General features: G+C 43.1%; 8 protein-coding genes. 7 read left to right on the top strand and 1 reads right to left on the bottom strand.

Features of this window, described 5'->3' with window-relative positions; genetic code table 11:
- Positions 1–38: 38 nt before the first annotated feature.
- From WJM94_RS08795 to WJM94_RS08770, 6 genes are all read left to right on the top strand, one after another.
- Entirely contained in the window at positions 39–1244 is a 1206-nt protein-coding gene (locus tag WJM94_RS08795; RefSeq protein ID WP_444493873.1) for an anaerobic sulfatase maturase, read from the top strand.
- Between the two features lie 433 nt (positions 1245–1677).
- Entirely contained in the window at positions 1678–3399 is a 1722-nt protein-coding gene (locus tag WJM94_RS08790; RefSeq protein ID WP_444493918.1) for a DUF2264 domain-containing protein, read from the top strand.
- A gap of 68 nt (positions 3400–3467) precedes the next feature.
- A complete protein-coding gene (locus WJM94_RS08785) occupies positions 3468–5387 on the top strand; it encodes an ABC transporter substrate-binding protein (protein ID WP_444493872.1) in 1920 nt (639 codons plus the stop codon).
- 932 nt (positions 5388–6319) lie between these two features.
- Positions 6320–7327 carry an ABC transporter permease gene (locus tag WJM94_RS08780; RefSeq protein ID WP_444493871.1) on the top strand — a complete coding sequence of 336 codons (1008 nt, stop codon included), beginning with the start codon at positions 6320–6322 and terminating at the stop codon, positions 7325–7327.
- A 2-nt stretch (positions 7328–7329) separates the two neighbouring features.
- Positions 7330–8490 carry an ABC transporter permease gene (locus WJM94_RS08775; RefSeq protein ID WP_444493870.1) on the top strand — a complete coding sequence of 387 codons (1161 nt, stop codon included), beginning with the start codon at positions 7330–7332 and terminating at the stop codon, positions 8488–8490.
- 2 nt (positions 8491–8492) lie between these two features.
- Entirely contained in the window at positions 8493–10193 is a 1701-nt protein-coding gene (locus tag WJM94_RS08770; protein ID WP_444493869.1) for a dipeptide ABC transporter ATP-binding protein, read from the top strand.
- A gap of 748 nt (positions 10194–10941) precedes the next feature.
- Here WJM94_RS08770 and WJM94_RS08765 read toward each other — a convergent pair.
- Entirely contained in the window at positions 10942–12381 is a 1440-nt protein-coding gene (locus WJM94_RS08765; protein ID WP_444493868.1) for an OprD family outer membrane porin, read from the bottom strand.
- Between the two features lie 1214 nt (positions 12382–13595).
- Here WJM94_RS08765 and WJM94_RS08760 point away from each other — a divergent pair.
- Positions 13596–15221, top strand: a complete 1626-nt coding sequence (locus WJM94_RS08760) for a SulP family inorganic anion transporter (RefSeq protein WP_444493867.1) — start codon at positions 13596–13598, stop codon at positions 15219–15221.
- The last annotated feature ends 3 nt before the right edge of the window (positions 15222–15224 follow it).

Genomic DNA, 15224 nt, shown 5'->3' with positions numbered 1-15224 from the left:
TAAAATTTACGAGTCACTTATTTTATTGAGATATCAAAATGCAGCCGTCACTGATTTCTGTTGTAAGCCCGCGCTCTAAACGTCCATTTCATGTCCTTGCTAAGCCGATTGGACCTGTGTGTAATTTAGACTGTGAATACTGCTTTTATCTCGATAAAACCGAGTATTATCCGAGCACTAAGCGATTTGATATGAATGACGCAACATTGGAAGCACACATCAAAAGCTACATTGAAAGTCAGCCTGCAGATTGCGTTGAGGTGACTTTTGGCTGGCAAGGTGGTGAACCAACATTAAGAGGGGTTGAGTTCTATCAACGTGTCGTCGAGTTACAAAGTAAATATGCGCGGCAAGGGGTGCAGATCGTCAACACGCTTCAGACGAACGGGGTGTTATTAGATGATAAGTGGGGGGAATTTTTAAGTCGTCATCATTTCTTAGTCGGAATTAGTATTGATGGCGATAAGGCGCTGCATGATGTTTACCGTAAAAGCCGAAGTGGAAGAGGCTCTTATGAGCAAGTAGTGCGCGGGCTACGTGTTTTGCAAAAGCATCAGGTAGAGTTTAATGTCTTGTCCGTAATACAAAATCACAATGGTAATCACGGCAAAAAGGTATATCAGCATCTTAAACAGTTGGGGGCGAAGTTTATTCAATTCATTCCGATTGTTGAAGCTGTCAAAGGTGAAGGGATTTCTGAGCGTAGTGTTTCGGCCGAGCAGTTTGGGCAGTTTATGATAGATGTGTTTGAAGAGTGGCGCCAACATGACATCGGTGATGTATTTGTCAGCCATTTTGATAATGCACTAGGAATGCACCTTGGTTTACCTTCTTCTATCTGTGTTCATGCCCCTCGGTGTGGCGATAACCTTGTTGTTGAGCACAATGGGGATGTTTATAGCTGTGACCATTTTGTTCACCCAGAATTTAAATTGGGGAATGTTAACCTGTGTGGTTACCCAGATCTTATTGAAACTCCGATTCAGCAGCATTTTTCTCATAGGAAGCCCTTAGGTAGTCAGGTTCACTGTCAGGGATGCAGCCAGCGCACTTTGTGTCACGGGGCTTGTCCTGCCCAGCGTATTGATGATCAAGGAGAATTATCGCTAACGGCTAAGCACTATTTGTGTGAGGGGTATTTTGCCTTTTTCTCCCATATTCGCCCGTATCTTCAGGCGATGGGAACGTGTTTGCGTCGTCAATTACCTGCCTCTGCTTACGCCCAGTTTCTATGTCAGACTTAAAGTAATGCGCCTTACCTGAGTGTCAGTAACAGCCTCAGCCTTTCCCACCAAATTGCACATGGCAGAGCAGTGTCACTTTTCCTCTGCCAGTTTAATACCAATCAGCGGTTATCTGGTTTTGTCGCATTTAGATAGAGCGACCAGATTTCCCACGCTTATAGAATCTTGACTTAAAAATTAAAGTTACTTCGGCCACTTTTATTTGGTTTAAAAGTAACCGAGCAGGATTTATGTTTGCTTAATTATAAATAAAGCGATGATTTAATTGTGTTTTCCTATAATTATCGATTTTTGCGAGCGATACATACATTGAATATTATAAATGAAACGTAGTTTTGATCTTTATATCATAAATATAAAAAACCATTTCTATAACTGGCAGTGATGAGTTCTAATCGCGACATTGATGGATTTGTTGATAAGTGAGCAACTCGTGGCGATCAGTCTCAATCAATTAGTGAAGCGTGAAGCAAATTTTAGCTGTAGAGAGGAAACTCTTCAGCTATTGAATCAGGTTGTGCAGCGTCAGCTTCTGGTATTAACAGAACGCAGTTGCGAGAGTCCTACCTACAACAGTGCGGCTCATTATCCAGCGGTAGTGGCTAAGCTAGAGCACCTTTGTCGATTATTATGGGGAGCTGCACCTGCGAATAGCGAGCTCGAAGATGTCCATCAGCTATTGCGTCAAATGATTGTGGCAGGCTGTGATCCGAAGAGCGAGAGTTATTGGCAATTGCCGCATAACTATGATCAACGAGTCGTAGAGATGGCCTCAATCGCCGTTGCTATGGTGGATGCAGAGGAGTGCTATTGGCAGCCTCTTTCTCAGCAAGAGAAAAAACAACTCGTTGACTGGCTTGGCTCAGTCACTTATCTCCAAATTCCCCCGAACAATTGGCGTTGGTTCCGCATTCTTATTTTGAGCGCATTAAAGATACTGGGTGAAAGCATTGATGAAAACGTGTTAGCGGATGATCTCTCCTTTGTGGATGCTTTATATCTCGTTGATGGCTGGTATCAAGATGGGGCTAACGGCGTGGTGGATTACTACAATCCTTTTGCTTTTCAGCTTTATGCGTTGGTTTACGTGCGTTGGCAACAAGGGGAAGGTGATTTTTGCCAACGCTTATTAGACCGCGCGGTGGCCTTTTCTCATGGTTATCAGTATTGGTTTGCTGATGATGGGCAGCCTCTTTGTTACGGTCGTTCTTTGAATTACCGATTTGCCGGAGCGGCATTTTGGTCAGAATTAGCCCGAAGCGAACATCCAGATATTGATATGGCAAAAGCGAAAAGTTACTGGATGCATACCATGCGCTGGTGGGCTGAACAACCAATTTGGGATCAACAGGCACAACTGCTGCCGGGCTTTGCATACCCCAATTTGCTGGCTAGTGAGTTTTACACCAGCTACGCATCACCGATGCTGGCACTGAAAGCATTCAACGCCCTTTATCTACCTGAACAGCATCCATTTTGGACAGCAGTAGATCAGCCTTTAGCCAGCAACATGCCTGCGACTTGGATTGGTGAGCATCATCAGCTTGTCCGCCGTCAAGGAAGCTACCTATTAACCAATGGCTCGCCTGCAAACGAACTGCGTCATTGTGAGGACAAATACAGCAAGTTTGCCTATAGCTCGGCGCATGGATTGTGCGTTGAATCAACCCGTTGGTTGGATCAGGGTTGGGCTGGTGACAATATCTTTGCCTTTGCTCATCCGCAAACTCGTCAATGGATTAGTCGCACCCGAAACAGCGATAGTTATCGTGACGGTGATGCGTTGGTTTCTCTATGGCAGCCTTTTGAAGGATGTGTTGTGCAAACCCGCCAACAGTTTTCTGAGCAGGGTGAACTTCGTAGCCATGAAATAACCACAGATATCGCTTTGGAATTTGTGATGACAGGCCATGCGGTGGACAGCTGGTCAGTCTGGTTCAGTCATCAGATGATTCAGCCAGCACGAGTGGAATCTGAGAGCCTCTTCAGTGAACTGATTTTATTGCAGGGTGAAGGGCAGACCCGTGTATACCCGTGCGCACCAAACACTAATTTACTTTATCCCCATGCGAGCGTGCCCGCTATCACTGGTCGTATTGAACCCGGTACACACCAGTATGTTGTAGCGGTGAACGCTGGCGAAGTGTCTCGCTAAGTTGGATGGCTTACGCGAAGCACTAAGAATTAACCCTTAATTTTATTAATTACATCAGGGAGTGACTGATGAACTATAAAAATAGCTTACCTCTACTTGGCAAAGTCGCTATCGCGGTTGCAGCCTCTGTTTCTTTTTCAACGTGGGCTGATACTTACAATGAAGCACCACAACTAAAAGAGTTGGTTGAAGCAGGAATACTTGCCCCTGTGGCGGAGCGCTTGCCAGAAAATCCTTTGGTTGTAGAGCCATTTGAATCAGTAGGCCAATATGGTGGGACACTAAATCTTGTTGGTAAGGTCGTAGATAATGGCCACCGCGCACGTACTATTGCCTACGACAACTTGTTTAATTTCGATGTTAACTACTCCAAAGTTGTGCCGAACTTGGCCACAAATTTTACTTCGAATGAAGAGAATACGGAATTCACCATTACTTTGCGTAAAGGTGTTAAGTGGTCAGACGGTGTTCCTTTCACTGCTGAAGATATTGCCTTTTACATCAACGACATTGTTGGTGATCCAGGACACGCAGGTAACCGCCCACTGGCTCTGCCAACTCACGACTCTGCAAAAGCAGAAGTGTTAGATCAATACACCGTTAAAATTACTTTAGCGAAGCCGAATGGTTTGTTTATCCGTAGCTTAGCGACAGTGGACAGTGAAAGCTTTACTGCCTTTCCAAAGCACTACTGTGAACAGTTCATTCCTAAATTCAATCCTAAAGCGGTAGAAGTCGCAAAAGCAGCAGGTTTCGACTCTTGGCGTCAGTACGCGTCTACTAAATGTGAAGCTCACTACTTCATGGAGCACTACAGCAACGTTGATCGCCCAGTGTTAACCGCGTGGAAAGTTAAAGTCGCGCCAGGGCCAAATGCAAGTTTTGCTGAATTCGAGCGTAACCCGTATTACTGGCAAGTGGATACCGAGGGTAACCAGTTACCTTATCTAGATAGTGTTCGCTGGCGTTTTAGTGAAGACCAAGAGGAAATGGTTTTACGTGCGGCGGCAGGCGAAGCAGACTACCAGCACCGTCACATTGGTCAGCCAAGCTACCGTCCAATGTTGATCGAAAATGAGAAGAACAGTGGCTATACCTACGAGTTCCGTCCAAATACACGCAGCACAGAGCTTGCAATTGCACTGAACCAGACGGTGAAAGATCCGGTAAAACGTGAGTTGTTCCAAAACAGAAACTTCCGAATTGCGCTTTCTCACGCGATCGATCGCGAAGAGATCAGTGAAACAGTGTTCTCTGGTGCAGTAGGTCCTCATCAAGCGGCACCAATTGAAATCTCACCGTTTTACGACGAGGAGATGGCGACACAGTACACTGAATTTGATTTAGACAAAGCAAATGAGATATTGGATTCCCTCGATCTGACTAAGCGCGACAAAGAAGGCTACCGTTTGATGAAAAATGGTGAGCGTCTTCGTGTTGAGGCGGTTTCTAAGGTCAACGATAAAGGCGTGTTAGCGGACTCACTAGAGCTAGTGAAAAAACAGTGGAAAGAGGTCGGTGTTTTCCTGGATATCCGTATTCTTGAAATCAACCACGTGACCAACATTCGTTTAACGAATGATTTCGATATGATCCCAATCGTTGGTGATGGTGGTGTTGGTATTATCGATGAAGCTCGTCACTACATGCCGTTTAGCCCTGAATCTACCTGGGGGCTAGGTTACTACTTGTGGTCAACTGAGCCAGCTAATGAGTTTGCAGTTGAACCACCTGCACATGTGAAGAAGCAATTGGAACTTTGGCAGAAGATTCAAAATACTTCATCTCAAGAAACTCAGGCTAAATGCATGGATGAGATTCTTGATATTGCCAAAGAACATTTCTATGTGATTGGTACGGTGGAATCACTACCTGTGGGTGTCGTGGTTAATAATAAGCTGCAAAACGTACCTGAAAATATGCCTCAATCCTGGACTTTCCCTACTCCTGGGCCAATGCGTATGAGCCAGTTGTGGAAACAGCAGTAAATCGTCATTAGCGTGACAGGCTAAATCAAATAAGACTCGGCTTTGACAGCCGAGTCTTATTTTATGAAAAGAAATAATATATTTGAGCGAGTTTAATGCCTTTATTTGACTCGTAATTTGACTTTTTAAAATATAAATTATTGAAATATAGATTTTTTATTTTAATATGACCTCAGCGTTCTCAGTTCAATTTTTACGAGTTGCTGCCGTGTTTACTGTGCCTTTTTACTTTCCTTGTGTATTTTGTCTTCAGTACCGTGAGTTCTCTCTGTTCGTGAACAAAATTGTTCATTCATTACGTCACTTTTTTCCTCACAAACTCTTATTCGAAGCTTTTCAAAAGCTCGTGACAACGATCTTTGAATGAGCCTCAAACGTTATTTTCAAATATCTCCCTTCATGAGATTCAGCTTCGAAAACTGGCTCTGTATAGACAATAGAATCGCAACCGATTCAAACCACTATGTGAATAATTTGGTCATGAAATAAAGGCCTTACGTGGAAGTGGAGGAGATGAAAATTAGAGAATTACACACTGTTTTAGTGTGATTTATTGCTCTCGAATTCTCGTTTTTCACAATTTCATTTCACCTTGGATTTCATCGCTGATAATCCTTAAGTCGTTAAGTGTTATCCCTATGGTTTTAATTATCTGTTGGGTGAATGGTAATTAAAAGTAAATTTTCGATGCGAATAATTCGGCGCATATCACGCTTCAAATCTTTAATGATGATCTTGTTATCAAAAAAATGAAAATGCGTTTTAAAAATAAATTCTTGTAAGTTCTAATAAAAATGAATGTAGGGTTTGGTTATTAAATTGGTTGCACTTGGAGGGGTCCAATCACCATTTTTCTTCACCTGACAGCGGAGGTTTCGGCCTTCATAAACCAAATTAAATATTCCGAATAGGATTGGGATTAAGGAACAACAATGAGCAGTTTTTTTCTGTTTATAGGTAAGCGATTGATGTCGATACTGGTGACATTATTGGCCGTGTCTATCGTTATTTTTGCGGTAATCGATTTGCCGCCGGGAGATTTTGCCTCTTCCAAAATTGCAGAGTTACAATCAATGGGACAAACGGTTGACCCACAAATGATTTATACCCTGCGTGAGATGTATGGTTTGGATAAACCACTGCTTGAGCGTTACTTTGCCTGGATATGCGGGTTACTCACTGGGGATCTAGGTATCTCCCTCACCAACAACCAGCCAGTATGGGAAACTATCGAACCCCGCATCTGGCCTACGGTATCACTGGCTGCTGCCGTGTTTCTTTTTCAGTTTGTGATCGCCATTCCTATCGGTATGTATTCAGCACTCCGCCAATATTCTTGGGGCGACTACGTGGCAACTATTTTAGGTTTCATCGGTATGGCCACGCCTAACTTTGTTATCGCCATTTTAGCTCTGCTGATTGGCTATTACAGCTTCGATACCGTTGTGTCAGGACTCTATTCTGAAGAGTTCCTTGACCAGCCAATGTCTTGGGCAAAATTCCTTGATGCCGCATCACGCAGTTGGATTTACATCTTGGTGGTTGGCACTGCGGGATTAGCTGGCATTATTCGGATTATGCGCGCGAACTTATTGGATGAGTTGAAAAAACCTTATGTAAAAACGGCGCGAGCTAAAGGTCAAACCGAAGCGAAATTGATCATGAAATATCCGGTACGCATTGCGATTCTGCCAATCGTTTCTACCATCGGCTGGATGTTACCTGCGTTACTTGGCGCCGATATTATCGTGAGCCAAGTAATGAACATTCCCACATTAGGTCCTTTGATGCTTTCAGCACTTCGGGCTCAAGACATGTTTGTTGCGGGTGATGTCCTGCTCATTATGTCTATTCTCACCATTATTGGTACCTTAATTTCAGACTTGCTGCTCTATTGGGTTGATCCCCGTGTGCGTGTTGGTGTAGCGAAGGAGTTTTAGTCATGACGACGCAATCAATCAATCTATTTGGCCGTTTATTGGGCCGTAAAAAGCAAACTCTCGATTTGACGACTGCGACCCAATGGCAGTTAATTGGCCTGAAAATGCGTCAACATAAGTTGGCTTGGTACAGCATGTGGTTTTTGGTGTGGGTGTATATTATTGCGATTTTCGCTGAATTTTTCGCTCCATTTGACCCGAGTGACAACTGGCGTCGTTACACCTATGCACCACCTCAAGTTGTAAGTTTGATTGAATCGACGGAAGATGGTTGGCGTTGGGCTCCGCATCTTGAGTTTTACGAGAGCAAAACAGATCCTCGCACTTTGAAACGTCATTACACCTTAGATGAGAGCAAGAAAGTTTACTTCTCATTCTTTGGTGAGACCGAGCGCTACCACCTTCTCGGTTTCATTCCAATGAATCGTAAGTTCATCGTGCCGCACGATCCTAAACAACCATTCTTTGTTCTGGGTTCAGACAGAATGGGTCGTGACATGCTTTCACGCTTGATTTATGGCGCACGAATTTCTCTTTCGGTGGGTTTGATGGGGGTATTTACCACCTTTGTTCTTGGCATTGTGATTGGCGGTATCTCTGGCTACTTTGGTGGCGCTATCGATAACTTTATCCAACGTAGTATCGAGTTTATGAAGTCGATTCCAACACTACCTTTGTGGATGGCGCTATCTGCGTCGCTCCCTGCGGAGTGGAGTTCGCTGACTAAGTATTTCCTTATCACCATTATCCTCGGTTTAGTCTCTTGGCCAGATATGGCTCGAGTGGTGCGCAGCCGCTTTATGTCACTGCGCAGTGAAGAATACGTAGCTGCAGCTTGGCTAGATGGCAACAGTCCTTTTGAAATCATCCGCCGTTACATGGTGCCTAACTTCCTCAGCCACATTATTGCAGTTGTGACTCTGGCTATCCCGGCGATGATTTTGGGTGAAACTGCGCTGAGTTTTCTGGGGCTTGGATTGCAAGCGCCGATGGTGAGTTGGGGTGTATTACTTCAAGAAGCGCAAAACATCCGTGCGCTAGCAGAAGCATCTTGGCTACTGATACCTGCAGTGGCGGTAGTAGTAGTTATCTTAGCAATGAACTTTGTTGGTGATGGTTTGCGTGATGCGTGTGACCCATATCATGATCAGGGAGCGAAATAATAATGAAACAATGCATTTTACAAGTAAAAGACCTTAATGTGAGCTTCCCGACCAGTACGGAACATTTCCACGCGGTAAAAGGTGTAAGCTTTGATCTCTATCGCGGCGAAACACTCTCAGTGATTGGTGAGTCGGGTTCCGGTAAATCGGTGACTTCTTCTGCGATTATGCAGTTATTGGACAAACCGGGCCGTATCGATTCAGGTGAAATTCTTTACCATAATGAAGAAGGGCAGATTATCGATATCGCCCAAATGGATCCGCGTAGTAGAGAGATGCGCTATATGCGTTGCTTTAACATCTCGTTGGTTTCACAAGAGCCAATGGCAGCGCTGAGCCCGGTTCACACAGTCGGCGACCAAATCAAAGAAGTGCTTTGTCTGGTTGACCCGAACATCACTAAAGAGGGCGCTCATGCCCGCGCATTAGAGTTACTTTATCAGGTTCAGATGCCGGAGCCTGAAACGCTGATTAACAAATATTCGTTCGAGCTGTCAGGAGGCCAACGCCAGCGTGTGGTTATCGCGATGGCAATTGCGTCAAATCCAGACATTTTGATTGCTGACGAGCCAACGACTGCACTTGACGTAACCACACAGGCGGAAATTCTCGACCTGTTCGCGGAGTTGCAACAACAGTTTGGTATGGCGATTTTGTTCATTACTCACGATTTAGGTGTGGTAGCGCAAATCTCAGACCGCGTCGCGGTAATGGAGAAAGGCGTGTTGGTGGAGTGTGGTGAAGTCAGACAGATCTTCGAAAATCCACAGCACCCATATACCTGTAAATTGATGGAAGCGACTCGCTCGTTAGAAAAGCCGTCAAAGGTTAAAGTGCCCTTTAAACTCGATGTCGACAATGCGCCACGTCCGATTTTAGACCTCAGTGGCGTAAGCAAAATTTTTGAAAAGCCTTCGAAAATGTTCCAGAAAAAGAGTTTTATGACGGCAGTAGATAATGCCAGCTTAACCCTTTTCCCTGGTGAATCTTTGGGTATTGTGGGTGAGTCTGGTTCTGGTAAGAGTACCTTAGGTCGTGCAATTCTAGGTATGTCTCCAGCAAGTACGGGTTCGATAAAATACGTCGATGAATCAACTGATTGTGAAATTGAACTCTCCGACTACAAACGCCAAACACGCGATCCTCTGTTTGCCGATTTACGTTTGATTTTCCAGGACCCTTGGTCGTCGTTAAACCCACGTATGACCGTCTTTGATATCATAGAAGAGCCGCTGATTAAGTTGCGTACAGAGATGAACAAACAACAGCGCGAAGAGCGTGTTCGCAACATTATGAAGTGGGTTGGATTACCACCTGAGTTTTCCAGCCGGTATCCACATGCTTTCTCGGGGGGGCAACGCCAACGTATCGTTATTGCTCGCGCACTTGTGACGATTCCTAAAGTCGTCATTGCCGACGAAGCAACCGCTGCACTTGATGTTTCGCTTCGGTCTCAAGTTCTGGATCTACTTATCGAATTTCAAAACACTTACGGAACCGCGTTTATTTTAATTACCCATGACATTGCGACGGTTAAGTATTTCTGTGATCGCGTGTTGGTGCTACAGCATGGCCATATTGTCGAACAGGGGTTCGTGGAACAAGTCATCTTCAACCCTCAACAAAGCTATACGAAACAGTTGATTGCTGCTGTACCGGTTGCAGAGTTACCGCCAGAGTTAGAAGCAAAAAAGATTGCATAATGCCAATCTAAACAGCCTGATCTCAGGTTAAATAATTCATCATTTATACCGGTAGAAATCGTAGATGGTTGCTATTGCGACCTAACGATTATTCTTCGACAAAAGCCTCCTGTCCGACAGGAGGCTTAATTATCTCGCTTCACTTTCACGCTTCCCCATAAAGCCCAGTCATGGGTTGGACTGTACGTTTTTCATTAACTTCCCTTTTTGCTGATCGAATCTAGACACAACGATCGTTGCTTTAGCTGTTTGTGGCAGTCCATATTGGTTCGTTGTATCTACGCATTCCATTCGCTTTGTTTTTCCATAACAGGTTAAATCCTGTCTCATAGCTCCTGGTAACGACTTTATCGACCATCTGCCATTACTGCTGCCGATAGTTGTTCTTCAGTGTGTTTTTATTGGTTAAGTCAAAAGATACGAAGGATATTATTACTACTCAGGGGATCGAAGGAGTGACGTTAGAGTGTCCACGGACTGTATGTCCTGCATTGGGGCTTTATGAGCTGATCTTGCAAAAAGAAATCAATGAAATCGACGATAATGGGGGGCGGAGAAAGACGTGATAGTTTCACTGGAGAACAGACTTCTGATTTCCGATTATGCAACGTCACAAGTTTATGGTTTGAAACATTGGCCTTCTAACGACTAAGTATACCTAGATTGGAAATTCCGCTACTAATATTAAATTGAGATAAAAAAAGGCCCGGCGTTAAGCCGGGCAAAAGACAGGGTATGAGTAGTAAGGTTATTTTAGTTTTACGCTGTACGAAATCAGCACTTTCAGGTCGTTACGATCTGCTTTGTGCACGATGTCGTCTCCACGGAATTTGCTGCGGTAAGTGCGAATATTCAGACCTTCCAAAGCGCCATCCATGAATTTATAGCCGATGTTCCAGTCAAAAGAGTGCATTGAACCATCGTATTCATTTTCTGTAGCACTTGAGCGAACGTTAGTACCATAGTTGCCACCAACACCTGCAGTTAACTCAGGAAGTCCCCAGTCTGCGAAGTTGTAGTTTACTGCCAGTTTTACAGCTCTTGTACCGTCTGTATTGTAATCATCTAGGCCAGAAGTGGTTTGCTGGAAGTTACGGTTATCCGAGTTAGCCCAAGGGGTAAGGCGGAAGTTATAGTTAAGCTCTTGGCCTCCAGTATCTGTGCTACTAATACCGGCAATCCAGGTAAAGCCGCCGTGTTTGATGTTGGCACCAAGGCCGATGTAGCTTTGAGCTTCTTCTTTGTTTGTCGTAACGCCTGCGGTTAGATCGCTCTTTTCTAGGATCGAACCGTGGTAGAACGCGCTTAGGCCTACGTTTGCAGAGCCCATATCAAAGCTGTACTTACCCAGTGCCTGCCAGTTTGTGCGGTAGTCTTTACCAATACCATAGCCTAGATCGATTTGACCTTGGTCGAACTTGTAGATTGCGCCTACGGTTTGGATGTTGTCGATGACGGTATTCGTGGAATCAGCATCTTTCGTTTGGTTCTGGTGCCATTTCGTTGTCATTGGCAAGAACTCTTTACGCCAATCGTTTTTGAATTGATCTGCAATCGCGTAGCCTAAAATCAGGTCACCAAAGTGTGCTTTTGCCTCAATACCACGGTAAGCGTGTGGGTTTAATCCCCAGCTTGAGCGGATAGTACCAATGTTGATTTGTGTGTAGCCACCACGAACGGCTAAGCCCATGTCATCGTTACCAAATTTGGCTTTTAGCGCGGCAACAGACAGTGCAGCATAAGATTTTTCACAACCATTATCATCGTATGCCGGGTTGTTTTTACAATCGTGATCATAGTAAAGGATCTCAGACATACCCGTAGTATTACCTACTTGTAGGTTGGTATTAGCCCAGAGATCTAGTCCGATCGTGTCTTTGAAGTAGCCTGATTTGTAATCCCAAGCAAGTTGCAAGGTTTGGTTTTCAATGTTTGGTGACCATTTTCCTGTCGTCATGTCTTTTTGTTCGCGGTCACGAATGTACAAAAATGAATGTAGACTAGAAGTGGAACCATCATAAAACGCTTGTTTGGCTTCGGAAGCTAGATCTACAGCAGCCGCACTTTGGTTAAGAATGTCGTTAGGGTCTACGTCATTAGCGAAAACTGATCCAGAAGCAAGGGCAGCCAGTACAGCGGTTGAGAGCAGAGAAAGATTGATTCTATGTTGCATATCAATATATTCCATTTTTGTTTTAACAGTAATTTATTTGCCATGTGAATATTATTGATATTTGTGATTATTTAAAATGAAACATTATTTCATGAATAAATTTCTCGACGCTGTTCAAATTTAAAAAAGTATTGCTTTAATTTTATGTGCTTTGTTTCTTATCGGTATTTTTTGAATGAAAATAAGTTGTTAATATAAAGTTGTTGGTGTTCTTATTACTATAAACATCTTGTAAATGAAATTAATTTTGTTTTGTTGTCAATAAAACCTAAAGTTTAAAGTGTTTGATTTAAGATAATGTTTTTAAATGTTAGTGATTATTAACTTGGTAGGTTTTAACAGAAAAAATGAGACGATCGTTTGCTTTTGGTACAAATAAAAAGAGCCCAAACGGGCTCTTTAATATTTAAAATTTCTTAAAAGATTTATATACCCAAACGACTTCAAAATTAAGGATTCAGTGACACGCTCCTGAAGGGTGAGTTGTATTAGCTCAAAGCCTTTGTTAACGAATTTTGATTTATAACCACTAGATCTTCAAATCGTTGCCGCATCTGTAAACCAACTCATTCTCGCTGAACCTAGCATCTCGAGTTTGTTTGGGTATATCTATACCTTATTTTAACTAGTAACTATTTATATAGGGCCAATACTAATTAAAATTAAATATGGAGTTTTCCCCTTTGTTAATAAAGTATCATTTTTAATGATTAATATGAAAAATCTATTAATTGAATATGGATTTATATTCAATTTGTTTCTCAATGCTATTATATTAAATTATTTACACAAAATTGGGTGAATAATGAACACATCTGAATTTTATCATTCAAATTTTAATAAAATAATTTTTGAAACGACGTTTTACAGCGCATATCACATAATTAAGTTTATATTTACAATAAAAATGAAATGGAATTTCATTAATGTTGATTAATGAACTTTGATTGTTTATAGTTTTTTCATTCATTCTGTTTATGTATGAAGTCGTGGGTAAAGACAGGAAAGCACGTTTAGTCAAAGCACGAAAACCGTACTTGAATGTGATTAGAAGTCCGCTTCTAAAAATGTCTCAGCTACTTTAAAGCAGCAGAACAACGATGTTTTTGTGTAAACCAATTTTGGGATACGGAGGCGTTTCCTTTTCGGTGTGCTCGTCCAGTTCCATCGTAAGTTAAGAGTGGTAGTCATCTCCCCGTCATCAATCGACTGTTGTTAGAGGAATAGTGATGAGCGCTGTGGAACATCGCCAATTGTCGCTGCTTTTTCCGTTTTTAAAGTGGTTATCAAAGTTGAGCTTTCAATCGCTGAAAGCGGATATCCTGGCCGGATTTACTGGCGCAATTATTGTGCTACCCCAAGGTATTGCTTATGCCATGATTGCGGGTTTGCCGCCTGAATTTGGTTTATACACTGCAATTATTCCTGCTATTTTGGCATCGCTGTTTGGCTCTTCACATCACTTGATCTCTGGGCCGACCGCCGCGTTATCTGTGATTGTTTTTACCACGATCAGTCAATTTGCAGAGCCGGGTACGCCGCTTTATATTCAGCTCTGTTTTACCTTGACTTTATGTGCCGGGATTATCCAACTACTTTTCGGATTATTGCGTTTTGGTGTCGTGGTAAATTTCGTTTCCCATTCTGTAGTACTTGGGTTCACCGCAGGAGCCGCTATTGTTATTGGTATCAGCCAGTTAAAACATGTATTAGGTTTGCACTATGACTCTGGTGAAACGGCAATTGAAAACATAGTTTTACTCTTCAGTCACCTCAACACAGCAAATGGTAAAGAGCTTCTAGTGGGGCTAGTCACTATCGTGGTATGCGTGGTGTGTAAACGCATTTGGCCCAAATTACCTCATATGCTGTTCGCAACTTTGACCGCAATGCTCTTCGCATTTTGGATGAATAAAGCTGGGAGCGAGGTGTTGATGGTTAGAGAAGTCAGCAGCAGCTATTTAAAACTCTCTTCTCCTTTTACTGGGTTTAACTATGTTCATCCAATGCTCGGTGGAATTATCGCTGTAGCGGTATTGGGACTTGTAGAAGCTATCTCCATTAGCCGCTCAGTTGCGATGAAATCACGCCAGCAACTTGATAGTAATCAAGAGTTTATTGGACAGGGCATTTCAAACGTTGTTGGTTCTTTTTTCTCCTGTTATGTCTCTTCCGGGTCGTTTACTCGTAGTGGCGTTAATTACGCTAGCGGTGCTCAAACCCCACTAGCGGCCGTATTTGCAGGGCTCTTTCTGTTACTCATCATGGTGTTATTTGCTCCTTACTCCTCCTATATACCGGTTGCTGGGATGGGAGGACTATTGCTGGTAGTTGCTTGGAACCTGGTGGATGTTCATCACATTAAAGTTATTGCAAAGCATGACAGCAAAGAGACGTGGATTCTAACTGTGACTTGTTTCGCCGCTCTTTTTCTTCACTTGGAGTTTTCTATTTATGTTGGTGTCGCGACTTCTCTTTTCTTTTATCTACGCAGAACTTCTCGTCCTGTCATCGAGCTGTTAAGTCGTGATGTGTTGAATATTGATGAACAAGAAGATATCGCGGTGATCCGCATTAATGGTTCAATTTTCTTTGGCTGTGTTCAATACATACATCAGGAACTACAGAAGGTCAGTGCTAAGCAACTGATTATTCTGGGGCGAGGTGTCAACTTCATTGATCATCTTGGTGTGCAGATGCTTGATGACTATGTTTCGACGAGCGGGCGCACAGTACATTTCTGTCGCTTTAAAGCCAACGTCAAAGGATCACTACTCAACGGCTCAACGTCAGTTCGGGAAGAGCACTTTTCTGAACGATTGACGCCGTTGTTAAACCTAATTTGTAAGAGGTAATTC

This window comes from Vibrio sp. YIC-376, assembly GCF_052353105.1.
Taxonomy (GTDB): Bacteria; Pseudomonadota; Gammaproteobacteria; order Enterobacterales; family Vibrionaceae; genus Vibrio.
The sequence above is the reverse complement of the archived record's forward strand: the minus strand, read 5'-3'. Positions and strand labels throughout refer to the sequence as shown.